This is a genomic window from Bacteroides sp. 4_1_36 (genome assembly GCF_003466325.1).
Taxonomy (GTDB): Bacteria; Bacteroidota; Bacteroidia; order Bacteroidales; family Bacteroidaceae; genus Bacteroides; species Bacteroides uniformis.
In genome coordinates this window covers 132,909-157,401 of sequence record NZ_QSOX01000006.1, presented here as the reverse complement: position 1 = coordinate 157,401, position 24,493 = coordinate 132,909, and the positions used below count along the sequence as shown (strand labels likewise).

Annotated in this window: 18 protein-coding genes; 16 read left to right on the top strand and 2 right to left on the bottom strand. The window is 49.6% G+C overall.

Annotation, left to right across the window (positions count from 1 at the left end):
• Positions 1–153 precede the first annotated feature (153 nt).
• From DXD65_RS08410 to DXD65_RS08385, 6 genes are all read left to right on the top strand, one after another.
• Positions 154–1,032, top strand: a complete 879-nt coding sequence (locus DXD65_RS08410) for a DUF4886 domain-containing protein (RefSeq protein ID WP_057256390.1) — start codon at positions 154–156, stop codon at positions 1,030–1,032.
• 148 nt (positions 1,033–1,180) lie between these two features.
• Positions 1,181–4,111, top strand: a complete 2,931-nt coding sequence (locus tag DXD65_RS08405) for a hypothetical protein (RefSeq protein ID WP_057256389.1) — start codon at positions 1,181–1,183, stop codon at positions 4,109–4,111.
• A gap of 116 nt (positions 4,112–4,227) precedes the next feature.
• On the top strand, positions 4,228–4,542 hold the full coding sequence (locus DXD65_RS08400; RefSeq protein WP_009036810.1) for a hypothetical protein: 315 nt from the start codon (positions 4,228–4,230) through the stop codon (positions 4,540–4,542).
• Complete coding sequence (locus DXD65_RS08395; protein ID WP_005826683.1) at positions 4,543–4,761, top strand: sulfurtransferase TusA family protein; 219 nt, start codon at positions 4,543–4,545, stop codon at positions 4,759–4,761.
• Positions 4,758–6,596 (top strand): YgiQ family radical SAM protein, encoded by a 1,839-nt coding sequence (locus DXD65_RS08390; protein ID WP_117887547.1) that lies wholly within the window; start codon positions 4,758–4,760, stop codon positions 6,594–6,596. Before DXD65_RS08395 ends, DXD65_RS08390 begins: the two co-directional genes overlap by 4 nt.
• Before the next feature lie 35 nt (positions 6,597–6,631).
• The gene (locus DXD65_RS08385) at positions 6,632–7,273 is read left to right on the top strand and encodes a hypothetical protein (RefSeq protein ID WP_117887546.1); all 642 of its coding nucleotides are present in this window, start codon (positions 6,632–6,634) and stop codon (positions 7,271–7,273) included.
• Positions 7,274–7,291: 18 nt separating this feature from the next.
• Here DXD65_RS08385 and mfd read toward each other — a convergent pair whose 3' ends face one another.
• Positions 7,292–10,681 carry a transcription-repair coupling factor gene (gene mfd, locus DXD65_RS08380; protein ID WP_117887545.1) on the bottom strand — a complete coding sequence of 1,130 codons (3,390 nt, stop codon included), beginning with the start codon at positions 10,679–10,681 and terminating at the stop codon, positions 7,292–7,294.
• 653 nt (positions 10,682–11,334) lie between these two features.
• Between mfd and DXD65_RS08375 the strand changes: the two genes are divergently transcribed.
• From DXD65_RS08375 to DXD65_RS08345, 7 genes are all read left to right on the top strand, one after another.
• Positions 11,335–12,090 carry a polyprenol monophosphomannose synthase gene (locus DXD65_RS08375; protein ID WP_117600756.1) on the top strand — a complete coding sequence of 252 codons (756 nt, stop codon included), beginning with the start codon at positions 11,335–11,337 and terminating at the stop codon, positions 12,088–12,090.
• A 44-nt stretch (positions 12,091–12,134) separates the two neighbouring features.
• Positions 12,135–13,481, top strand: coding sequence for a dihydroorotase (locus tag DXD65_RS08370; protein ID WP_117887544.1), 1,347 nt, complete (start codon positions 12,135–12,137; stop codon positions 13,479–13,481).
• Between the two features lie 33 nt (positions 13,482–13,514).
• Positions 13,515–14,441, top strand: coding sequence for a vitamin B12 dependent-methionine synthase activation domain-containing protein (locus tag DXD65_RS08365; RefSeq protein WP_117887543.1), 927 nt, complete (start codon positions 13,515–13,517; stop codon positions 14,439–14,441).
• Between the two features lie 213 nt (positions 14,442–14,654).
• Entirely contained in the window at positions 14,655–15,140 is a 486-nt protein-coding gene (locus DXD65_RS08360) for an RNA polymerase sigma factor (protein WP_057088092.1), read from the top strand.
• Positions 15,141–15,144: 4 nt separating this feature from the next.
• On the top strand, positions 15,145–15,771 hold the full coding sequence (locus tag DXD65_RS08355) for a hypothetical protein (protein WP_005826703.1): 627 nt from the start codon (positions 15,145–15,147) through the stop codon (positions 15,769–15,771).
• Positions 15,759–16,934: a metallophosphoesterase gene (locus tag DXD65_RS08350; protein ID WP_117887542.1), complete on the top strand. Its 1,176-nt coding sequence runs from the start codon at positions 15,759–15,761 to the stop codon at positions 16,932–16,934. The genes DXD65_RS08355 and DXD65_RS08350 overlap by 13 nt, the downstream gene beginning before the upstream one ends.
• Positions 16,935–16,983: 49 nt before the next feature.
• Positions 16,984–17,742, top strand: coding sequence for a lysophospholipid acyltransferase family protein (locus DXD65_RS08345; protein WP_009036804.1), 759 nt, complete (start codon positions 16,984–16,986; stop codon positions 17,740–17,742).
• 83 nt (positions 17,743–17,825) lie between these two features.
• On the opposite strand, the gene DXD65_RS08340 is transcribed toward DXD65_RS08345, so the two are convergent.
• A complete protein-coding gene (locus DXD65_RS08340) occupies positions 17,826–18,575 on the bottom strand; it encodes a DUF4369 domain-containing protein (RefSeq protein ID WP_117887541.1) in 750 nt (249 codons plus the stop codon).
• 133 nt (positions 18,576–18,708) lie between these two features.
• Between DXD65_RS08340 and DXD65_RS08335 the strand changes: the two genes are divergently transcribed.
• The 3 genes from DXD65_RS08335 to DXD65_RS08325 all read left to right on the top strand — a co-directional run bounded on the left by DXD65_RS08335 (position 18,709) and on the right by DXD65_RS08325 (position 24,461).
• The gene (locus tag DXD65_RS08335; protein WP_117680494.1) at positions 18,709–19,944 is read left to right on the top strand and encodes an anaerobic sulfatase-maturation protein; all 1,236 of its coding nucleotides are present in this window, start codon (positions 18,709–18,711) and stop codon (positions 19,942–19,944) included.
• A gap of 52 nt (positions 19,945–19,996) precedes the next feature.
• Positions 19,997–22,162 (top strand): S46 family peptidase, encoded by a 2,166-nt coding sequence (locus DXD65_RS08330; protein ID WP_005826709.1) that lies wholly within the window; start codon positions 19,997–19,999, stop codon positions 22,160–22,162.
• A 139-nt stretch (positions 22,163–22,301) separates the two neighbouring features.
• Positions 22,302–24,461, top strand: coding sequence for a S46 family peptidase (locus DXD65_RS08325; protein WP_005826710.1), 2,160 nt, complete (start codon positions 22,302–22,304; stop codon positions 24,459–24,461).
• Positions 24,462–24,493: the final 32 nt, after the last annotated feature.

Here is a 24,493-nt window from a genome sequence, read left to right as displayed (position 1 = left end):
CAATAGGATGAGATGTATTGCTCCGGCAATGCATCTCATTTTTTCATGTCTCAGCCTTCTTATATTCCCAAGGAATATTTGCAGATATAAAAACAATCAAATAATTTTGTTACTTATTTATCGAAACGACAAAACTTAAAAACAAACACCATTATGAAAAAGTATGCTATCAACATCCTTGTCATTTTATTCCTACTCACGCCATTTACATTGTTTGCAAATGGATGCCATGCCAATAACGACACCATCAAAGTATTGGCAATAGGCAACAGCTTTTCACAAGATGCAGTAGAGCAATATTTGCACGAACTGGGAGAAGCTGAAGGTATCACCATGATTATCGGCAATATGTTTATCGGAGGATGTTCACTGGAACGGCACGTACAAAACATACGCAACAACGCTCCGGCCTATGCCTATCGCAAAGTAGAGAAAGACGGGGAAAAAACAGAAACCCGGTCAATGACTATTGAGAAAGCACTGGCCGATGAGAAATGGGACTATATCAGTGTTCAGCAGGCCAGCCCTTTGTCTGGTATCTATGACAGCTACAAAGCTTCCCTACCTGAATTGGTTAACTATATCAGGGAACGAATTGGAAAGGAAACCGTATTAATGATGCACCAGACATGGGCTTATGCTACCAATGCCAACCACACCGGATTCAAAAACTATGACCAGAACCAAATGAAAATGTACACCAGCATTGTGGATGCAGTAAAGAAAGCCGCCAACCTGGTGGGTATCAAGAAAATTATCCCTTCGGGAACCGCCATACAAAATGCACGTACCTCCTTTATCGGCGACCATATGAATAGGGACGGATACCACCTTGACTTAACCATAGGCAGATATACAGCTGCCTGCACATGGTTTGAGGCATTGACCCATCAGAATGTAACAGAAAACCCATATTCTCCCGAAGGAATGGACCCAATCCATAAGAAAGCAGCTCAAATGGCTGCGCACAACGCCATCCTCTATCCGGACAAAGTTACGGAACTGACAGAACTGAAAAAGATTGCCGATTAATGCTTTTTAATTCTTAAGACTTACTTATATGTCTGCAAAATAATAAAAAGAAAGTAACCCGCTCATCAGTGAAGCTTTCTTTTATGTACTTTTGCACGCACCACCGTCTGGTAAAAGCAGATATTGGCAACTTCAATATTTCATCAGTATGAAAAAACTTATCCTAACCGGCATATGGCTCTTGTGTGGATTCCTCCTTCCGGCACAAGAACTAGAGCAGAATGTGGAAGAACGCCTCCAGACATTCTTTAGGGAATACACCACCCATACGGCCAACATCGGTACCTGCAAGCTGGATAGTTTCCGCATTGACTTCCGGAAGAAGAAATTGCTTGTCTATACAAACGAGCGCTTTGCCTACCAGCCTCTACGGCCTGAAACCGTTGATGCCATTTACCGCCATCTGGGACAAATCCTGCCAGGACCGGTGAACTATTTCGACCTCACCGTCTTTGCTGACGGGAAGAGCATCGAAGAGCTTATCCCCAACCTCTACCGGAAAGGGAAGAAAGACAAGGCACGTCTGTTCAGCCACCTGGAATACAAAGGTACCCCCTGGGTAACCCGTACCTCGCGCCCCTACGACATCACCCGCGGACTGGAAGGACGCCACATCGCCCTTTGGCAAAGCCACGGGAAATATTATATCAATGACAAGGACAAATGGGGATGGCAACGCCCGAGGCTGTTCTGCACTACAGAAGACCAGTTCACCCAATCCTTCATCCTGCCCTACCTCCTGCCCATGCTAGAGAATGCAGGAGCCAATGTATTCACTCCCCGCGAAAGGGACACGCAGAAGCAGGAAGTCATCGTAGACAATGACGGTAGCCTGAGCGGACATGGAGGACAAGGTTCCCTTTATCTGGACGTGAAAAGCCGGAAAGCACGTTGGGAACAGACCTCCCGACCCGGATTTGCCCAACGGAAACGAATCTATCAGGACAATGAAAACCCTTTCCTCTCCGGCACGGCACGCTTTACCAAAACTGAAAAGAAGAAAGACAAGGCTTTTGCCGAATGGGTACCCGATATTCCGGAAACGGGAGAATATGCTGTATACGTATCTTACCAAACACTGCCGGGCAGCGTAAGCGATGCCAAATATCTTGTATTTCACAATGGAGGCGTCACGGAGTTCAAGGTGAACCAGCAAATAGGAGGCGGCACATGGGTGTACCTCGGCACATTCACTTTTGACAAAGGCCGGAACGACTACGGCATGGTGGTATTGAGCAACGAAAGCAAAGAGAAAGGCGTGGTCTGTGCCGATGCCGTCCGCTTTGGAGGGGGCATGGGCAACATTGCCCGCGGGGGACAAACCAGCGGCTTGCCCAGATACCTGGAAGGCGCACGCTACTTTGCCCAATGGGCAGGCATGCCCTATCCCGTCTATGGAGGCTATGAGGGAAAGAATGATATGAACGACGACATCAACGTACGTTCCCGTACAGTGAATTACCTTGCAGGAAAATCACTATTCAACCCGACGGAAGAAGGTTTGGGCATCCCCTTTGAAATGAGTATGGCCCTGCATAGCGATGCCGGTTTCAGTAAGGAAGATGAGATTATAGGCACTCTCGGCATTTATACCACCAACTTCAACAACGGCCGGCTGCATGCCGGTACAGACCGCCATGCCTCCCGTGACCTTTCGGACATTCTGCTAACGCAGTTGCAGCGTGATATCCGCTCTACCTTCAACGTAGACTGGACACGCCGCAGCCTATGGAACCGCAACTACAGTGAAACACGCCTGCCCGCCGTCCCTTCCACCATCGTAGAACTGTTGTCGCACCAGAACTTCGCAGATATGCGCTTGGGACATGACCCTAACTTCAAGTTCACCGTCGGGCGTGCGCTCTATAAAGCTATTCTGCAATACATATGCAGCCAGCACGGCAGAGACTACGTTGTCCAACCCCTTCCCGTCAGCCACTTTGCCATCCGCTTCGGTCAAAAGAAGAATACTTTAGAGCTTTCCTGGCAAGGAGAGGAAGACCCGTTGGAGCCGACTGCCAAACCACGTGAATACATTGTATATACACGTATCGGTCGTGGAGGATTTGACAATGGCGTACGCGTCAGCTCCCCATCCCACACCGTAAAAATAGAACCGGGCATCGTCTATTCCTTTAAAGTAACCGCCGTAAACCGGGGTGGCGAAAGCTTCCCTTCGGAAATTCTTGCCGCCTACAAGGCAAAGCGTGAAAAAGGACAGATACTTATCGTCAACGGATTCGACCGCATCAGCGGGCCTGCCGTTATAGACACCCCCGATGCGGCAGGCTTCGACTTGTCACAAGATCCCGGCGTACCCTATCTCTATGACATCTCCCTCTGCGGCGCCCAGCAGAATTTTAGCCGGAAGGAAGCAGGACGACGTCTGGGAGAGAGCAGTGACGAATACGAAGGCATGAAAATCATCGGAAACACTTTCGATTACCCCTTCGTACATGGCAAAGCCATCCAGGCAGCCGGAAATTACAGCTTCGTCTCATGCAGCGACGAGGCTGTGGAAAAGGGCATCCTCTCATTAGAGGATTATCCGATAGTGGACTATATCCTCGGACTTGAGAAAGAAGACAATTCCAGCAATCCGGCACGCAATACCTACTACAAAACATTCTCCTCGCCCATGCAGCGCATACTGACTTCCTATTGCCAGTCGGGAGGTCATCTCCTGGTCAGCGGTGCCTACGTAGGCAGCGATATGGACAGCTCGCAGGGCAATAAAGAATTTATTCAGAATATCTTGAAGTACCGGCATGGCAACTCTCTGAAAACAGACGGGGACAAAATCGCTGTCCGGGGACTGGGGCATACCTTCACCCTTCCCCGCCTGCCGAATGAGCAAAGCTATCCGGTCACTTCCCCTGATTGCATCCTGCCCATGTCTCCCGCTTTTCCAGTCATGACCTATGCCATCGGCAACACACCCGCCGCCGTAGCCTATCAAGGCAGTGATTATCGCACTTTTGTCATGGGATTCCCTTTTGAAAGCATCCGGGAAGAAACATCCAGAAATGTAATTATGGCATCCATACTCCGCTTTCTCACCACAGATTACACAGATTAACACAGACAAAATAGCAATCCCTATAAATAATCTGTGAAAATCTGTGTAATCTGTAGTGAAAAAACTATCTTTGCTTCCATTAATCATTAAACATTAACCACTAAACATTAAACATCATGTACACTATACAAGCCAACCCCAGCGGAACCCGTAGTTTAGAAGTTTCTGAAGAGAATCTTGCCACCATCGAGAAATACGGCCTCTTCCGCCATCTCATCGACAGCAACGGTATTGTGGACGAAACCGTGCTCGACAAGTTGAAACTGAACATCCGCTCCCTCATCGCCTCGCAAGAGGAAGACAGCAAAGACCTGCTCGACCTCTGTATCGACGTTATCTATCACAACAACATGAAGGCCTTCGGACTACAACAGCTCATCAAGCTCTATCTGCAATGGCTTTCCCAACAAGACACCATAGAAGAAGAATAAATGAAAACCATCGACACCTGCGGACAACAGCATTACAGCCCTTTAATCCCTGCCATCAAAGCCATGTGCGAGGCCGGAAAAGGCGAGAAGCTGGAAATCATCATGGACGACGCTGCTGCCTTCAATGACATGAAAGAGTATCTTTCCGAGCAGCAGATAGGCTTCCGTGAGATTTACGACGGAGAACGGATGACATTACAGTTTTTAATGTGCAAATGAAAGAATATCGCCTTACAGACTGGCTTCCTACTACCAAGAAAGAAGTGGAACTGCGTGGTTGGGACGAATTGGATGTAATACTTTTCAGCGGTGACGCCTACGTGGATCACCCTTCTTTTGGAGCCGCCGTCATAGGCCGCATCCTCGAAGCAGAAGGATTGCGCGTAGCCATCATCCCCCAACCCAACTGGCGCGACGACTTGCGCGACTTCAAAAAACTGGGACGTCCCCGTCTGTTCTTCGGCATCAGTCCCGGCTGTATGGATTCGATGGTCAACAAATATACTGCCAACAAACGCTTGCGCAGTGATGACGCCTATACCCCGGATGCACGTCCGGATATGCGTCCGGAGTACCCTTCCATTGTATATACCCAGATATTAAAGAAGCTATTCCCCGATGTCCCCGTCGTACTGGGCGGCATCGAGGCAAGCATGCGCCGCCTGACGCACTATGACTATTGGCAGGACCGTGTACGCCCCAGCATCCTCCTCGACAGCGGAGCCGACTCACTCATCTACGGCATGGGAGAGAAACCGGTGGTGGAACTTGCGGAAAGGCTGAAACGCCAACAGACACAGATGGACGCCCCAAGCTTCAAAAAGCTCATCGCCGATATTCCCCAAATGGTTTACCTTGACAAGGAAGTAGTGGTACAAGAAGGGGATATCACCCTCTTTTCCCATGAAGAATGTCTGAAAGATAAAAAGAAAGAAGCTGCCAACTTCCGTCATATCGAGGAGGAAAGCAACAAATATACAGCATCCCGCATCTTGCAAAAGAGCGGCAAGCTGACGGTAGTAGTCAATCCTCCCTATCCCCCTTTGACGGAAGCTGAACTCGACCGTTCTTTCGACTTGCCATACACGCGCCTGCCCCATCCCAAATACAAGGGAAAACGTATTCCGGCATACGACATGATAAAGTTCTCCGTCAACCTGCATCGCGGATGTTTCGGAGGATGTGCCTTCTGCACCATCTCCGCACACCAGGGCAAATTCATCGTAAGCCGCAGCAAGGAGAGCATTCTGAAAGAGGTGAAAGCCATCACGGAGCTGCCAGACTTCAAGGGTTATTTGAGCGATTTGGGAGGCCCGTCGGCCAATATGTACCGCATGAAGGGACGGGATGAGGCCGTCTGCAGGAAATGTAAGCGTCCGTCGTGCATCTACCCCAAGGTATGCCCCAATCTGAATACAGACCACCGTCCGCTGCTTGACATCTATCATGCCGTAGATGCCCTGCCCGGCATCAAGAAGTCGTTCATCGGCAGCGGTGTACGCTATGACCTGCTGCTGCACCAGAGCAAGGACCCGAACACTAACAAAAGTACGCAGGAATATACCCGCGAGCTCATTGCCCGCCATGTCAGCGGTCGCCTGAAGGTAGCACCGGAGCATACGTCAGACCGCGTGCTCAACATCATGCGCAAGCCTCCGTTCAGCCAGTTCGGTGAGTTCAAGAAGATATTCGACAGAATTAACCGTGAAGAAGGACTGCGCCAACAACTCATCCCTTATTTCATCAGCAGTCATCCCGGATGCAAGGAAGAGGATATGGCGGAGCTTGCCGTCATCACCAAGCGACTGGACTTCCATCTGGAGCAAGTGCAAGACTTTACCCCTACTCCCATGACCGTTGCCACCGAAGCATGGTACACGGGCTTCCATCCTTATACGCTGGAACCGGTATTCAGTGCCAAAACGCAGCGCGAGAAACTGGCTCAACGCCAATTCTTCTTCTGGTACAAACCCGAAGAGCGCAGGAACATCATAAACGAACTGCGGCGGATAGGACGGACGGATTTGATAGACAAGCTATACGGGAAACGATAAAAATACGATATTTCCAAGAAACTCACAGCAACTGCATGAAACGATTCCTCCTCTGTCTATCCCTACTCTCCATCGGAGTGACAGGGATGCTGGCACAAAGCGAATGCCTACCGCAAAATTACAGCATCATCCTTGGTGGCGGTGTTTCCTTGCCCCATGTAGAAGGAAACCGCAACGACTTCTTCAGCAAGAACGGCAACCGGGTGGGATATGACCTCATGACAGAAGGCCGCTACTACATCACGCCCCTATTTGCCATGGGACTTCAATATGACTATCTGCGCATGGCCCGCCTGTCGGATAAGGCACATCTGCACTGCATACGCCCCAACATCACATACCGTCCCTTGTGGAGCAACGGTAATCAAGGACTGTTCCTATCATTCGGCATCGGGTATATGAACTATCAAGAACGGACATATAAACGCGGTGAACGGAACGGACACCTTTTCCATAAAGGATATTGTGGAATAACTTTCGCTGCAGGCTATGAGTTCCGCATCAGCTGTAAACTCTCGGGTATGATTCGCTGTGATTTCCTAACAGCAGACTGGTTTGCCAACCCCGATGCACGACTTTACAACACGGACGGCTATGATGACGGAGTAGATCATAGCTGGTTCAAAAACAACATCACTTTCTTCAATTTGGGATTCTCCTTGCAGTTCGGACGTTAGTGGCAGGAGTGGCAACAGTTACTCCTCCACCTGCATTGCCACTACCTCCTGCAACACACAGACAGCTTCTTCCACCGTCCTGACATCCTTCACCAGCATACTCCGTTTGTTGTTCTGCTCGCGCAGGTCGCAACGACGGGTATATTTCATCATGTAGGCAATGACCTTACCGAAAGCCTGGCTCTGATAGTACGGGCTGTCCGGATTGGAGACGAAGAACAGGGACATGCGCCCACCTTTCAGAAAGACTTTCTCCACGCCGAGGCGGGCAGCCAGGCGTCGCAAGGGAACGATGCGCAGCAGTTCTTCCGTTTCGGGAGGAATCGGGCCGAAGCGGTCTTCGAGGCGGGAACGGAAAGCATCCACATCCTTGTCGAGTGTCAATCCGTCCAACTCTCGGTAGAGCAACATACGCTCGCTGCTGCCAGTCACGTAATCGGCAGGCAACAGAAGTTCAAGGTCGCTTTCCACCTGGCATTCGTCGACAAACTGTTCTCCACTGATGACGCCTCCGTCTGCTTTCAGTTCTTCGGCATAAAGGTCGGCAAACTCGTCGGTCTTCAGTTCATGCACAGCTTCGGAGAGAATCTTTTGATAAGTCTCGTAGCCCAAGTCAGCAATGAAACCGCTCTGTTCGGCACCGAGCATATTGCCTGCACCACGGATGTCAAGGTCTTGCATAGCAATGTGGATGCCACTGCCCAGGTCGGAGAAGTTTTCGATGGCTTGCAGACGCCGCTTTGCTTCGGGAGTAAGGGAGGACAAAGGTGGTGCCAGCAGGTAACAGAAAGCTTTTTTATTGCTCCGCCCCACACGTCCGCGCATCTGGTGCAAATCACTGAGGCCGAAGTTCTGCGCCTGGTTGATGATAATGGTATTGGCATTGGGTATGTCGATGCCACTTTCGATGATGGTAGTGGCAAGCAGCACATCGTAATCGTAATTGACGAAATCAAAGATTATCTTCTCCAGTTCGGCAGGCTCCATCTGTCCGTGTCCGATACAGACACGGCAATCGGGAATGTGCCGCTCTATCATGGCCTTCAACTCAAACAGATTGGAAATACGGTTATTCACGAAGAATACCTGCCCGTTACGGCTCATCTCGAAATTGACGGCGTCGGCAATGATTTCCTCGTTGAAGGTGTGCACTTCCGTCTGGATGGGATAACGGTTGGGTGGCGGTGTCTGGATGACGCTCAAGTCGCGCGCACCCATCAGCGAAAACTGCAAGGTACGGGGAATGGGTGTAGCCGTCATGGTCAGCGTATCCACATTCACCTTCAATTGGCGAAGTTTCTCCTTGACGGAGACGCCGAACTTCTGCTCCTCATCAATAATCAACAAACCAAGGTCTTTGAACTTAACGTCTTTTCCCAGGATACGGTGGGTACCGATAAGAATATTCACTTCCCCTTCGGCAAGCCCTTTCACTACAGCCTTTGCCTGAGCAGCGGTGCGGGCACGACTCAGATACTCCACCCGGCAAGGCAAGCCTTTCAATCGCTCCTTGAAGGTCTGGAAATGCTGATAGGCAAGTACGGTAGTGGGCACTAGTACAGCCACTTGCTTATTGTCCGCCACAGCCTTGAAAGCGGCACGAACAGCCACCTCCGTCTTGCCGAAACCCACGTCACCGCACACAAGGCGGTCCATCGGGCGGGCACTCTCCATGTCAGCCTTCACGTCGGAAGTAGCCTTGCTTTGGTCGGGGGTATCCTCATAGATGAAGGAGGCTTCTAACTCCCGTTGCAGGAAGCTGTCGGGACTGTATTGGAAACCCTTCTCCTCGCGGCGTTGCGAGTAGAGTTTTATCAAGTCGCGGGCAATATCCTTTATCTTCGTCTTGGTGCGGTCTTTCAGCTTCTCCCAGGCTCCGGTGCCGAGCTTGTTGAGGTGGGGCGCTTCACCCTCCTTTCCCTTGTACTTGGAAACCTTGTGCAGAGAGTGGATGGAGACAAACACCACATCTTCGTTCTGATAGACAATCTTCATCACCTCCTGCGTGGTGTCACCGTTGGGGATACGTACCAGTCCGGCAAAACGCCCCACACCGTGGTCGGTATGCACCACATAGTCGCCGGGGGTGAATTGGTTCAGCTCCTTCAGGCTCAAGGCCACCTTGCCGCTGCGCGCCTTGTCGCTCTTCAAGTTATACTTGTGAAAGCGGTCGAACAGCTGATGATCGGTAAAGATACAGATACGTAAAGTGTCGTCGGCAAAGCCTTCGTGCAGTGTCCGTTCTACGGCGGTAAAGGATATGTTGTCTCCACGGTCCTCAAAGATGGCACGGATGCGGTCGGTCTGTTTCAGGCTGTCGCTGCATATGTAGATGGTGTAGTGACGGGAGAGGTATTCGCGGAAACTCTCCGCCACCATGTCGAAGTTTTTATGGAAGATAGGCTGTACCGTAGTATGGAACGAGACGGTGGCATCCGGTGTTCCGGTGGGCTTGTTGCCAAACTCCATCCGGCGGAAATCGAGGGCGCGCAGGGTGAACTCGCCACCATCAATCAGCTTGCCTTCCAGCGTGATGGCTCCATTCTCCTCCGACTCACGGGCAGCGATGGCCTGTGGGGTGAGCGATTCGTCGTGCACGGTCTGGATGCGTTCGCGTAGCCAGAGGAAATCGCGCATGGCAAGCAAGCTGTCCGACGGAAGGAAATCGAGGAACGACACCATGCCGCCGCTTCCCCTTTTTTCCAGGCTATGGCTCAAGTCGGGAACTATCACGATGCTTTCTTTCCTCTCCTTCGAGAGCTGTGTTTCCACCTCGAAGGTACGGATGCTTTCCACCTCATCGCCGAAGAAGTCTATACGGAAGGGATATTCGGAAGAGAAGGAAAAGACGTCGATAATACTGCCACGAACGGCATACTGCCCCGGCTCGTAAACGTAATCCACATATTCGAAACCGTAGCTGCGCAATACGTCCGTCACAAAGTCCATATCCCCCCTCTCGCCTGCATGCAGTTTCAGTGTATTCTCCCCCAGTTCCTTACGAGAGACCACCTTTTCGGCCAGCGCATCCGGATAGGTCACCACGCAAAGCCCCTCTTCTCCTTTTTGCAGGCGACTCAGCACTTCTGTACGGAGAATTTCGTTTGCCGCATCCTTCTGCCCGTACTTGATGGCGCGACGGAACGAAGAAGGAAAAAACAATACCTGCTCCGTCCCCAATATCTGCGTCAAATCATGATAGAAATAACCGGCTTCCTCCATATCGCCCAGAATGAAAACGAGCGGACAAGTAGCCCGCTGAACCAATACAGACGAAAACAAAGAAGCGGCAGAGGCATATAAACCTCCGCAATATAGGTGACGGACAGAGTTATCTTTCAGAAGCCTGCACACCCCCTCTACATTGGGATGGGAAGCATAAGATTGTTGCAGTTCAGTTATATTCATTGCTTTGCGCTTTTTCCCCCGGTATTGCCTCTCATAAGGTATCCTACCGAAATAAATTCGGTGCAAAAATACACAAATAATCTTTAGCTTTGACCTGTCGGCAACTATGTTCTCTGAAATAATCTTTCTGCTGTCAGCCTGCACATCCTTCACCTTTTTTCTGTATCGCCCTATTTATCGGGGAAGGCAATGAAACTTCTTTTCCTCCAATTATGAATAACACAGCCTGCACAATCCCTATTCAGGAGTTATGTTACACAAAGTTTATCCCCAGCCTGCGGACATGTATCCCAGGGGTTGGTCTGTCTATCCCAAGGCTTGGGATAGACAGACCAAGACTGAAGAGCACTTTTTCTCCCTATATCTACCCACTTTATCCTTTATACTTCGAAAGTTTTTCTTTAATAGTATGAATGTTTTCTGTTAATGATTGAAACGGGAATAGCTAAAGATTGAGGCTAAAGTTCAAAGTCAAGCATACGGTTCTTTGATTTAACCTGCATTCCTCATAGTCAGGAGTTAGAAGGAGCTACATAAATGAAAGAGTCGTGGCGCCAGAACTTTGCAAAATCAAGATTTGTGTGAAAATGCTGCCAGATAAAAAAGAAATGTATTACATTTGTTCCCAGTTATAACCCCCATTACCTATAAGTATGCAAATATCAGACAGCATTGTCATCATCCCCACCTACAATGAACGGGAGAATATAGAAAATATCATCCGTGCCGTTTTTGCTCTGGAACATGGTTTTCACATCCTTGTCATTGAAGACGGTTCGCCCGACGGAACGGCAGATATCGTCAGAACCTTACAGAAAGAGTTCCCCAAACGCCTCTTCATGGTGGAGCGCAAAGGAAAGCTGGGATTGGGAACAGCCTATATAGCCGGCTTTAAGTGGGCATTGCAACGAGACTATGAGTATGTATTCGAAATGGATGCCGACTTCAGCCACAATCCCCAAGACCTGCCCCGTCTCTACCGGGCCTGCTCCGAAGAGGGTGCCGATGTAGCCATCGGTTCACGTTATGTGAGTGGTGTGAACGTAGTGAACTGGCCCATGGGACGTGTACTGATGTCTTATTTTGCCTCCAAATATGTACGCTTCATCACGGGGCTGCCCATCCACGATACTACAGCCGGATTTGTATGTTACCGCCGCCGGGTATTGGAGACTATCAATCTGGACGGTATCCGCTTCAAAGGATACGCCTTCCAGATAGAAATGAAATTCACCGCCTACAAATGCGGCTTCAAGGTAAAGGAAGTGCCTGTCATCTTCATCAATCGCGAACTGGGCACTTCCAAAATGAACAGCAGTATTTTTGGTGAAGCCGTATTCGGAGTGATTCGGTTGAAATGGAACAGTTGGTTTCATAAATATCCTACTGTAGATAAGGAGATGAAGTGATGGGTGATAGAGTGATAGGGGTTTACTATAAATATTAGGAAGATATGAAAAGAACATTGATACATAACGCTACGATTGTCAACGAAGGACAATCCGTGAAAGGTTCCGTAGTGATAGAAGACGGGCGCATTGCAGAGGTACTGACCAACTGGAAACCTCTCTCTGCCCCTTGTGATGAAACCATAGATGCCACCGGATGCTATCTGTTGCCGGGCATCATCGATGACCATGTACATTTTCGCGATCCCGGGCTAACCCACAAAGCGGACATCCTCACCGAAAGCCGTGCGGCTGCCGCAGGTGGTGTGACCTCCATCATGGATATGCCCAATACAAATCCAGTGACCACTACACTGGATGCTTTGAACGCCAAGCTCGATTTACTGAACGAAAAGTGTATCGTAAACCATTCCTGCTACTTCGGTGCAACAAACAACAACTACAGCGAATTCGGCAAGCTGGACAAGCACCGTGTCTGCGGTATCAAGCTATTCATGGGTTCCAGTACCGGAAACATGCTGGTAGACAAGATGAACAGCCTGCTAAATATTTTCAATGGTACAGACATGCTGATTGCCGCCCACTGCGAAGACCAGGAAACCATCAAGAACAATATTGCCAAGTATAAGGAAATGTTTGCCGGAGAGAATGATATTCCCATAGGCAAGCATCCCTACATCCGCTCTTCGGCAGCATGCTATGCATCCTCTGAACTGGCAGTACGGCTGGCAAGAATTGCCGGAGCACGGTTGCATATCCTGCATGTGTCCACAGCTAAGGAACTGCAATTATTCAATGACTATTCACTTTCCGAGAAGCATATCACCGCCGAAGCATGCGTTGCCCATCTCCTCTTCACGCTCAGTGACTATCGCACGTTGGGTACACGTATCAAGTGTAATCCTGCCATTAAGAAGCAAGCCGACCGCGATGCCCTGCGTGCAGCCGTCAACTCCGGCCTGATAGACGTAATAGCCACCGACCATGCCCCCCATCTGCTCGCCGAGAAAGAAGGGGGTGCTTTGAAAGCCATGTCCGGCATGCCGATGATACAGTTTTCGCTTGTCAGCATGCTGCAACTGGTAGATGAGGGAATATTCACTCTCGAGACCATCGTTGAAAAAATGTGCCATGCTCCCGCACAAATCTACCACATCAACGAGCGCGGCTATATCCGTGAAGGTTACCGGGCAGACCTTGTGCTGGTACGCCCCGATACCCCGTGGGAAGTGACAGCCGACAAAGTTTTGAGCAAATGCGGCTGGAGCCCATTGGAAGGACATACCTTCAACTGGAAAGTGGAAAGGACTTTTGCCAACGGACATCCCGTTTATACTGACGGTATGGTGGACGACGCTTATCGTGGCGAGGAACTGAGATTTGGGGAGTGAAGGCTAGGAATTAAGGATTAGGGATTAAATGGGATGAAAAGGACAATACTGGCACCGGGGCATGAATTGCTTTCGTATCGGATTCATGAAGTAACCCCTTACATCAACTGGATTTATTTCTTCCATGCCTGGGGCTTCCAGCCTCGCTTTGCGGCTATTGCCAACATCCATGGCTGCGATTCCTGCCGTGCACTTTGGCTGACGACCTTTCCCGAGGAGGAACGTACCAAAGCTTCCGAAGCCATGCAGCTCTTCAAGGAAGCCAATAGAATGCTCGACCGACTGGACGAAACAATCTCCATCCATTGCATCTTCAGGCTTTGCCAGGCAAATGCAGATGGAGATAACCTCTTGATAGAAGGAACAACCTTCCCTCTGCTCCGACAGCAGACACCACAACCCGATGGCGGTCCATTTCTCTGTCTGAGTGATTTTGTACGTCCCCTCTCTTCGGACACACCCGACATCGTAGGGCTTTTCGCCTCTACCATCAGTGAAGAGGCCGAAGAGACTTACAAGAACGACCCTTACAAACATCTCCTTGTACAAACCTTGAACGACCGCCTCGCCGAAGCCGCCACAGAAAAGATGCACGAATATGTCCGCAAGGAGGCTTGGGGCTATGCCCCCGACGAATCCTTGTCCATTCCGGATTTGCTGGTCGAGAAGTACCAAGGCATCCGCCCCGCTGTGGGATACCCCTCCCTACCCGACCAATCCGTGAATTTCTTGCTGGACGAACTGCTCGGCATGAAACAGATAGGCATCACGCTGACTGAACATGGAGCCATGCACCCTCACTCCTCCGTCTGCGGCATGATGCTGGCACATCCCGCATCCCGATACTTTGCAGTGGGCAAGATTGGAGAGGACCAGCTGGAAGACTACGCCCGCCGCCGGGGAATGCCAATAGGGAATATGCGGAAGTTTCTGGCAGGAAATATAGAAAGCGTATCATAATGCTGATAATTCGGTACATTAAAAAAGGAGTTACACAGACGACACAGATTAAACAGATTTTCACTGATAATTTTGTTCATCATGAATTTCTCATCTGTGGTCATCTGTTTAATCTGTGTCACCTATGTGCCATAAAAAATAATCCTTTTGAACTGTGATTTATCGCCCCTTTCCGCGACTAACAGTGCAAAGCAACTCGAAAGAAGCAAAAAGATGGAAAATGCAGAACAAGAGTTTGTATCCGTGGTACGAGAGTATGAGCGCGTGATATATAAGGTGTGCTATCTGTACACCACGCCCAACGCTACCCTCAACGACTTATATCAGGAAGTGGTACTCAACTTATGGAAAGCATTTCCCAAGTTCCGGCGGGAGTGCAAGATTTCAACATGGATTTACCGCATCGCACTGAACACGTGCATCAGCTTTATCCGCAAAGAAAAGAACATCCCCGAAATCGTTACCCTCAACCAAGAAGCCGACCGGACTGAAGAAACCGACGAGACACAAGCCATGCTACGGCAACTCTACCGGATGATAAACCGGCTGGGACAATTGGAAAAATCCATCATCCTGCTCTATCTGGAAGAGAAAAGCTACGAAGAAATTGCCGAAATCACCGGGCTGACTTTGACAAACGTTGCCACCAAGCTCAGCCGCATCAAAGACAAATTGAAAAGAATGAATAAGGAGGAATAGATATATGGAACTGGATGAACTGAAGAAATCATGGAACGCACTGAATGAACAGTTGCAGAAAGAACCGATTGCTGACGAACAGCAGATTACCGAACTGATTGCCGGCTACAAGGCCAATACCCGCAAAAGTCTGGGACGACTCGTAGTCATACAGCGTTTCTCTATCGGAATGGGAGCGGTAGGTCTGGCAGCCCTTCTGCTTATATGGCTGTTGCTGCCCACCTTCGGCTTCAATGAGCAGCTGCAAGGCAAGATTGTCGCTTTACTGGGATTCATCGCTATAAGCATCCTCATAGGCATGTGGTGGGACTGGAAAACATACCGCTGGAACAAGGACACGCGTATTGATGAAATGGGGGTTGCCGAAGTCAGTCGCCGTATGACCACCTTCCGCCAATGGACCAGATATGAAGTGATGGGCATCTCCATTTGGATTATCCTTTTCAATATCCTCAACTATTGGGTGATGGAATATCATCTGGCACCAGCCAGCGTACAAGCCCTACTGATTACCCTTTTCGTAGTATTTGACGCGCTAATTATCTATATTCTCTACAAAAAAGTGATTTACAAACATCTGGACAATATTAAAAAGAACATTGAAGAATTGAAAGATATATGCACCGAGTAACTCTTGTTTTCATCCTTTTCCTTCTCATCCCCGACCTTTACATTTACTTGGTTTATGTAGTAAGAAAAACCAGAAAGGCAGTTCTTCACTGCCTTTATTGGCTTCCCACCTTGCTATTAGCGGCAGGCTATGTTTACTTCATATTCCTTACGGGCGACAATGCGATGTCAAACCATACGCAGGCCATAGGCAGACTGGCAATTACCATCATGCTGTTTGTCTTTCCAAAAACCATATTCATGCTTTGCTCGCTGGTGGGAGTACTGGCACACTTCATCATCCGTCGTTGTCCCCGCAGCCCGTTCACCGCTATAGGACTGGTTTTGGCTGTCGTCAGCTTCTTCAATATCCTTTACGGTACCCTGGCAGGCATCACCCGTTTCGATACAAAAGAAGTGGAATACCGTTCTGCCAATATTCCGGAAGGTTTCGACGGCTACCGCATCGTGCAAATATCGGACATACACATCGGCAGTTGGCAAGGCAATCCGGAACCCATCAAACAGTTGGTCGATTTAGTCAACGGACAGAAGCCGGACCTGATTGTCTTCACCGGTGACCTCGTGAACCAGCAGAGCCACGAACTGGATGGTTTCCAAGAAATACTCTCCCAACTGTACGCACCGGACGGAGTATACTCCATCCTCGGTAACCATGACTATGGCTCATACTATCACTGGCAAAGCCCGAAAGCAGAAATCGCCAATCTGGACTATTTAATCCGGCAGCAGAAAGCAATGGGATGGAAACTGCTGAACAATGAGCATGACATCCTTTATCACAAAGGTGACAGCATAGCCCTCATCGGTGTGGAAAACGATGGCGAGCCTCCTTTCTCCCAATTTGCAGACTTACCGCAAGCCATGCAGGGTACGGAAGGGATGTTCCAAATATTGCTCAGCCATAACCCTACCCACTGGAGGCGCGAGGTACTGCCCCAATCGGATATTTCACTGATGCTTGCAGGACATACCCACGCCATGCAAGGCATCTTGTTCGGACACTCCCTTGCCGAACTTATCTATCCGGAATGGAGAGGAATGTACTACGAAGGCAAAAGGGCTTTGTACGTAAATATTGGCATCGGCTATGTGGGACTGCCGTTCCGGTTCGGGGCATGGCCGGAAATTACAGTACTAAAATTAGTAAGAGAGAAAGAGTGACGAAATAAGAAAAAGGTATATCTTTGTAGCAATAAAAAATCCGACACCTATGAAGATACTTTATATCACTTATCAGGTTTGCTTTGCGTTGCCTATTTTATTGGTACTGACTATCCTTACAGCATTGGTCACCATTATCGGTTCGCTGATAGGGGGGGCGCATACCTGGGGGTACTATCCCGGTAAAATCTGGTCACAGCTCATCTGCTATATACTGCTTATTCCGGTGGAGGTACATGGAAGGGAGAAAATACACAAACGTACTTCCTACGTGTTTGTGCCCAATCACCAAGGTGCCTTCGACATATTCCTGATATACGGATTCCTGGGACGGAACTTCAAATGGATGATGAAGAAGAGCCTGCGCAAAATCCCGTTTGTCGGTAAGGCATGCGAAAGCGCAGGACATATCTTCGTCGACCGTTCCAGCCCCAAGAAAGTGCTTGCCACCATGCGGCAGGCAGAATCATCTTTGAAAGACGGCGTATCACTGGTAGTATTTCCCGAAGGGGCACGTACCTTCACGGGACACATGGGCTACTTCAAGAGAGGAGCCTTCCAGCTGGCGGATGAACTGCAACTGGAAGTGGTGCCCGTCACTATAGACGGCTCGTTCGAGATTCTTCCACGCACCGGAAAGTGGATACACCGCCACCGGATGATACTGACCATCCATGAACCTATTCCTCCCAAAGGGAAAGGGGCAGAAAACATCAAGGCAAGCATGAACGAGGCTTATGCGGCAGTGGAGAGTGCATTGCCGGAAAAGTATAAAGGGATGGTGAAGAACGAAGACCAGGACAGATAAAGACATAATGACAAACGGGAATGCCTGAATATCTTGATAGGATATTCAGGCATTCCCGTTTGTCATTATCAACTCATTCCTGTTTATTTCTGTCCTCCTACAGAAGCATTTTGCTTCATGCGTTTCTGCTCTTCAATCAGCTGCATGTTCTCCTTCGCCTTTGTAAGGAAATCCTTCACCAAAGTATTCTCTTTAAAAGACAAGGGAGCAGTTCTCATGATGTCCTCAATCTGCGGAGTCATCACCGGATAGGGCAGTGTGCTGCACATCATCATGAATACACTGGGGCCCAGCACATTCTCAAAGTTATCTACAATGAACTGCCGGACGTAGTCGTTCATCTCCTTCACAAGTGCTTCGCCTTCCTTTGCCAACTGCCCATGCACGTCATCCAGATTGGCACCGTCCAGCACCATACGCGCCTCTTTCCGTTCCAGCTCCTCTATCTTCACTTCCAGGGAATTGCGCTTGTCTATGAACTCGTACAGTTTGTCATTCAAAAAGGTTCCTTTGGCAATCAACTGGGTATTGGAGATGGAAACTACGATTTTGCCATCTTCCAGCACCAAAGGCATAATACCCTCTTGATCCATATAAAGAGTCACCATCATCACGGAATCGGCCCGGCCTTTCATCTTGAAATGCCCATGGATAACCTCTGCCGAGTCAACATTCACCCATTGCCCGTCCCGAAGCGTCTTGAGGAACAACATCTTTCCGTCAAGGCTGGTTACCGAGGAACTGCCCTCTATCTTATACTTGCGGTTGCAAGAAGTAAAGAGCACAAGCAGGAGCAAAAAGGGTAAAATGCGGTTCACACTCATTCTAATCATGCAAGAAACGATTTTTGAATTACACCCAGCAAAGGTATTAATATTCCTTATAAACCGAATAGAAAGAAAGGATTTTTCATTCGGTTTACGTATTTTTGCACAATTATAAATCATAAAAATAGAGAAAATATACATGTCAACCTATGCACCTTTTGCCAAACCGCTCTATGTAATGCTGAAACCGGTAGGTGCGGTATGCAATCTGGCATGCGATTATTGCTATTATCTGGAGAAATCCAAACTATATAGAGACAACCCCAAGCATGTGATGAGCGAGGAACTTCTGGAAAAGTTTATCGAGGAGTACATCAACTCGCAGACCATGCCCCAGGTTCTGTTCACCTGGCATGGCGGAGAGACGCTGATGCGTCCGCTCTCTTTCTACAAACGTGCCATGGAGCTGCAAAGGAAATATGCCAACGGACGCACCATAGACAACTGCATACAGACCAACGGCACGTTGCTGACCGATGAATGGTGCCGGTTCTTCAAGGAGAACAACTGGCTGGTGGGTGTCTCCATAGACGGGCCTCAGGAGTTCCATGACGAATACCGGAAGAACAAGCAGGGCAAGCCCTCTTTTGTCAAGGTGATGCAGGGCATCAACCTGCTGAAAAAGCACGGTGTGGAATGGAACGGAATGGCAGTGGTCAATGACTACAACGCCGACTATCCGCTGGACTTCTATAATTTCTTCAAGGAGATAGGATGCCATTACATCCAGTTTGCCCCCATCGTGGAGCGCATTGCCCCTCATGGGGACGGACGCCATCTTGCCTCCCTGGCAGACAAGGAAAAGAGCACGCAGCTGGCAGACTTTTCCGTCACGCCGGAACAATGGGGAGACTTCCTATGCGCCTTGTTCGACGAATGGGTAAAGCAGGACGTGGGTACTTACTACATACAGTTATTCGACTCTACCCTTGCCAACTGGATAGGCGAACAACCGGGTGTATGTTCCATGGCAAAGACTTGCGGCCATGCAGGCGTCATGGAGTTCAACGGAGACGTATATGCGTGCGACCATTTTGTTTTCCCCGAATATAAACTGGGCAACATCCATCAGAATACACTGGTGGAGATGATGTACGGAGAACGGCAACAAGCCTTCGGACTGATGAAGCAACAATCTCTCCCCACCCAATGCAGGGAGTGCGAATGGCTGTTTGCCTGCAACGGCGAATGTCCAAAGAACCGTTTTGCACGTACAGCCGACGGAGAGCCGGGACTGAATTACCTTTGTGCAGGATATCATAAGTTCTTCAGTCACGCAGCCCCATACATGGACTTTATGAAGAACGAACTGATGAACCGGCGTCCGCCTGCAAACATTATGGAAGCAATAAGAAACAATGCCATAAAGCCATAAGCCCACAAGCGATGACAATGAAATTCAAAGACATTACTTAATAATTGATTATATGAAGATTACATTTAAGAAAGGTTTGCTTGCGGCCATTGCCGCACTGACAGTCTGCTCTGCGCGTGCAGACGAAGGAATGTGGTTGTTGCAACTGATGAAGCAGCAGAACTCCATCGACATGATGAAAAAGCAAGGACTGAAGCTGGAGGCTGACGACCTTTACAATCCCAACGGCGTGTCACTGAAAGATGCTGTAGGTATCTTTGGCGGTGGCTGTACCGGCGAAATCATCTCTCCGGAAGGACTGATTCTGACCAATCACCATTGCGGATACGGTGCCATACAGCAGCACAGCAGCGTGGAACACGATTATCTGACAGATGGTTTCTGGGCCATGAACCGCAGTGAAGAACTGCCCACCCCGGGATTGAAATTCCGTTTCGTGCACCGCATTGTAGACATCACCGACCTTGTCAACGCTAAAATAAAGGCAGGCGAAGTGACGGAAATCGATGCACTGACTTCCCCGTTCCTCAACAAACTGGCAAAAGAGGAACTGGAGAAGAGCGATTTGAAGGGTAAACCGGGCATTGAAGTGCGCGCACTCCCTTTCTATGCAGGAAACAAATTCTATATGTTCTATTATAAGGTATACAGCGACGTGCGTATGGTTGCCGCTCCTCCCTCCTCGGTAGGTAAGTTTGGCGGTGAGACCGACAACTGGATGTGGCCGCGCCACACGGGCGACTTCTCCATGTTCCGTATCTATGCCGATGCCAACGGAGAGCCGGCTGAATACAGTGAAAGCAACGTACCCCTGAAAACCCCGAAGTTCCTGCCCATCTCCATCAAAGGTCTGAACGAAGGTGACTACGCCATGATTATGGGCTTCCCCGGCAGCACAGAACGTTACCTCACCCAGAGCGAAGTGAAACAACGCATGAACGCCGTGAATCAGGCAATGATTGATATGCGCGGCGTACGCCTCGAAGTGCTGCGCAAGTATATGGATGCCAGTGACAAGACCCGCATCCAGTATGCCAGCAAGTTTGCCGGAAGCAGTAACTACTGGAAGAACTCCATCGGTATGAACAAGGCAATCATCGACAATGACGTGTTGGGCGCCAAAGCCGAAATCGAGAAAAAGTATGCCGCCTTTGCCCAAGGAAAACCCGAATACGAGGGTGTGGTAGAGAAAATTGATGCCATCATCGAGAAAAGCACCCCCACGCTGCGCCAGCTCTACTATACCAACGAAGCATTGCGCGGTGCTATCGAATTCGGCAGTACCTACCTTATCATGGATAACATAAAGAAAGCGCTCGAAGAGAAGAACGACTCATTGCTGCAAGCTTCGAAGAAGCAGTTGGAAAATGCATACGATGGTATCCACAATAAAGACTACGACCACGAAGTGGACCGCGCCGTAGCCAAAGCCATCCTGCCCGCCCTTGCCAAGGCACTGAACGCCGACGAGCTGCCCTCCTTCTACCAAACCATCAACGGAGAGTTCAAGGGCGACTACAACACATACGTAGACAACATTTACGACAACTCCATCCTCTCCAACCGCAAGAACCTGGATAAATTCCTGGCAAAGCCCACCGTGAAAGCCATCGAGAAAGACCCTGCTACGGCTTACTCGCGCTCCAAGAACGAAAAGCTGCAGGAACTCGGAAAGCAATACATGGAACTGGAAAGCGGAATGGAACTGCTCCACAAGGCCTACATCCGTGGCTTGGGTGAAATGAAACAGCCCGTCCCCTCCTATCCGGATGCCAACTTCACCATGCGTCTGACCTATGGTAATGTAAAATCATACAGCCCACGCGATGCCGTACACTACGACTACTATACCACTACCGACGGTATCCTTGAAAAAGAGAATCCCGAAGACCGTGAATTCGTGGTACCCGCCAAGCTGAAAGAACTGATTCAAAAGAAAGACTTCGGACGCTACGCCATGGCAGACGGCACCATGCCGGTTTGCTTCCTCACGACGAACGACATCACCGGCGGTAACTCCGGCAGCCCCGTCATCAATGGCGAAGGACAGCTCATCGGTACTGCTTTCGACGGCAACTGGGAATCTCTGAGCGGTGACATCAACTTCAACAATGACCTGCAGCGTTGCATTGCACTGGATATACGCTACGTGCTCTTCATCCTCGACAAACTGGGCAATTGCAGTCATCTGATAAAAGAAATGAACATTATAGAATAAATTAAAGCCTCTGAGAGATTACCTCCCATACTGAATGGCATTCAGTCGTATAGTGAATGCCATTCAGTCGTATACTTAACCCTATTCAGTCGTATACTGAATAGCCCCCCTCTCAGATGCTCTTCTAACGCACATCACCATGAAAAGAATCCTATTATCATTATTCATTACATCTTCTGTCCTTGCCGCACACGCCGACGAAGGTATGTGGATGCTCACCGACCTGCAAAAGCAGAACGAAGTAGCCATGACGGAACTCGGACTGCTCATCCCCACCAACCAAATCTACAATCCCGACGGCATTGCCCTGAAGGATGCCGTGGTGCATTTCGGCGGTGGCTGTACCGGCGAAGTCATCTCTGCCGAAGGCCTGGTACTGACCAACCACCACTGCGGCTATGGCGCCATACAACAACACAGCTCGGTGGAACACGACTACCTGACCGACGGTTTCTGGGCTATGTCCCGCGAAGAGGAGCTTCCCTGCAAGGGACTCACCGTCACCTACATCGACCGGATACTGGACGTGACAGACTACGTAAACGAACAACTGAAAACCGACGACGACCCGAACGGCACCAATTATCTGTCTCCCAAATACCTGAAAACAGTAGCCGACCGCTTCGCCAAGTCCGAAGGCATCGCCCTGACACCCGGCCGCAAACTGGAACTGAAAGCCTTCTACGGTGGAAACAGATACTATCTGTTCGTAAAGACCACCTATAGCGACATCCGCATGGTAGGCGCTCCCCCCTCCTCCATCGGCAAGTTCGGTGCAGACACCGACAACTGGATGTGGCCCCGCCACACGGGAGATTTCTCCATGTTCCGCATTTATGCCGACAAAGACGGGAAACCCGCCGCTTACAGCAAAGACAACGTTCCCCTAAAAGTGAAGAAACATCTCACCATCAGCCTTGACGGCTATCGCAAGGGCGACTTTACCTTCGTCATGGGATTCCCCGGACGCAACTGGCGCTACATGATTTCCGACGAGGTGGAAGAGCGTATGCAAACCACCAACTTCATGCGCCACCACGTGCGCGATGTCCGCCAGAAAGCTCTGATGAAACAAATGTTGCAAGACGATGCCGTACGCATCCACTATGCCAGCAAGTATGCATCTTCTGCCAACTACTGGAAAAATGCCATCGGTATGAACGAAGGTCTCGTCCGTCTGAAAGTATTGGACACTAAACGTGCACAGCAAGAGGCACTCCTGGCACGCGGACGCTCGCTGAACGACAATAGCTATCAGCAAGCATTCGACCAGATACGCGCCATCGTAAAGCAACGCCGTCCAGCCCTCTACCACCAGCAAGCCATTCAGGAAGCACTGGTGACGGGACTCGATTTCATGCGTATCCCCAGCACCGCAGGACTGGTATCTGCCTTGAAGAACAAGGACAAAAAACAGATTGCAGCAGCTAAAGACAGCCTTCAGAAGGCAGCCGACCGCTACTTTGCCTCTGTCCCCTTCCCCGAAGTGGAACGTATTGTTGGCAAGGAAATGCTGAAAATCTACATGAAGTATATCCCTGCCGAACAACGCATCGGTATTTTCCAAATCATAGACAAGCGTTTCAAGGGCAACAGCGACGCTTTCATCGACGCCTGCTTTGAACATTCCATCTTCGGCAACAAGGAGAACTTTGCCAAGTTCATCCGCAAGCCCAGCCTCTACAAGATTAATACAGACTGGATGGTCTTGCTGAAATATTCCATCACGGACGGCCTGCTTCAGACCTCCATTGCCATGATGGATGCCAATAAAAACTACAATGCCGCCCACAAGGTATGGGTAAAGGGCATGATGGACATGAAACTTGCCAATGGTCAGCCCATCTATCCGGATGCCAACTCCACCTTGCGCCTGACCTACGGTCAAGTACTCCCCTACGCTCCGGCAGACGGTGTGAAATATGATTACTACACCACTCTGAAAGGAGCTATGGAAAAGGAAGATCCCGACAATTGGGAGTTTGTAGTCCCCACCAAACTGAAACAGCTGTATCAGGCAAAGGATTTCGGACGTTATGCCATGCCGAACGGCGAAATGCCCATCTGCTTCATTGTCAACACAGACAATACCGGTGGAAACTCCGGCAGCCCAGTGTTCAATGCCAAAGGAGAACTGATAGGTACCGGCTTTGACCGCAATTACGAAGGTCTGACTGGCGACATTGCCTTCCGTCCGTCCTCCCAACGAGCAGCATGTGTAGACATCCGCTACACCTTGTTCATCATCGACAAATACGCGGGAGCTTCGCATCTCATTGAAGAGATGACGATTAAATAATGATTTAGCGAACAAATCCTCCTCCTATTTTG

Coding starts and splice junctions, on each gene's coding strand:
- DXD65_RS08360 (WP_057088092.1), top strand. CDS start 14,655: ATGGAAAATGCAGAACAAGAGTTTGTATCCGTGGTACGAGAGTATGAG.
- DXD65_RS08370 (WP_117887544.1), top strand. CDS start 12,135: ATGAAAAGAACATTGATACATAACGCTACGATTGTCAACGAAGGACAA.
- DXD65_RS08335 (WP_117680494.1), top strand. CDS start 18,709: ATGTCAACCTATGCACCTTTTGCCAAACCGCTCTATGTAATGCTGAAA.
- DXD65_RS08375 (WP_117600756.1), top strand. CDS start 11,335: ATGCAAATATCAGACAGCATTGTCATCATCCCCACCTACAATGAACGG.
- DXD65_RS08385 (WP_117887546.1), top strand. CDS start 6,632: ATGAAACGATTCCTCCTCTGTCTATCCCTACTCTCCATCGGAGTGACA.
- DXD65_RS08350 (WP_117887542.1), top strand. CDS start 15,759: ATGCACCGAGTAACTCTTGTTTTCATCCTTTTCCTTCTCATCCCCGAC.
- DXD65_RS08400 (WP_009036810.1), top strand. CDS start 4,228: ATGTACACTATACAAGCCAACCCCAGCGGAACCCGTAGTTTAGAAGTT.
- DXD65_RS08410 (WP_057256390.1), top strand. CDS start 154: ATGAAAAAGTATGCTATCAACATCCTTGTCATTTTATTCCTACTCACG.
- mfd (WP_117887545.1), bottom strand. CDS start 10,681: ATGAATATAACTGAACTGCAACAATCTTATGCTTCCCATCCCAATGTA.
- DXD65_RS08405 (WP_057256389.1), top strand. CDS start 1,181: ATGAAAAAACTTATCCTAACCGGCATATGGCTCTTGTGTGGATTCCTC.
- DXD65_RS08345 (WP_009036804.1), top strand. CDS start 16,984: ATGAAGATACTTTATATCACTTATCAGGTTTGCTTTGCGTTGCCTATT.
- DXD65_RS08365 (WP_117887543.1), top strand. CDS start 13,515: ATGAAAAGGACAATACTGGCACCGGGGCATGAATTGCTTTCGTATCGG.
- DXD65_RS08390 (WP_117887547.1), top strand. CDS start 4,758: ATGAAAGAATATCGCCTTACAGACTGGCTTCCTACTACCAAGAAAGAA.
- DXD65_RS08330 (WP_005826709.1), top strand. CDS start 19,997: ATGAAGATTACATTTAAGAAAGGTTTGCTTGCGGCCATTGCCGCACTG.
- DXD65_RS08355 (WP_005826703.1), top strand. CDS start 15,145: ATGGAACTGGATGAACTGAAGAAATCATGGAACGCACTGAATGAACAG.
- DXD65_RS08325 (WP_005826710.1), top strand. CDS start 22,302: ATGAAAAGAATCCTATTATCATTATTCATTACATCTTCTGTCCTTGCC.
- DXD65_RS08395 (WP_005826683.1), top strand. CDS start 4,543: ATGAAAACCATCGACACCTGCGGACAACAGCATTACAGCCCTTTAATC.
- DXD65_RS08340 (WP_117887541.1), bottom strand. CDS start 18,575: ATGATTAGAATGAGTGTGAACCGCATTTTACCCTTTTTGCTCCTGCTT.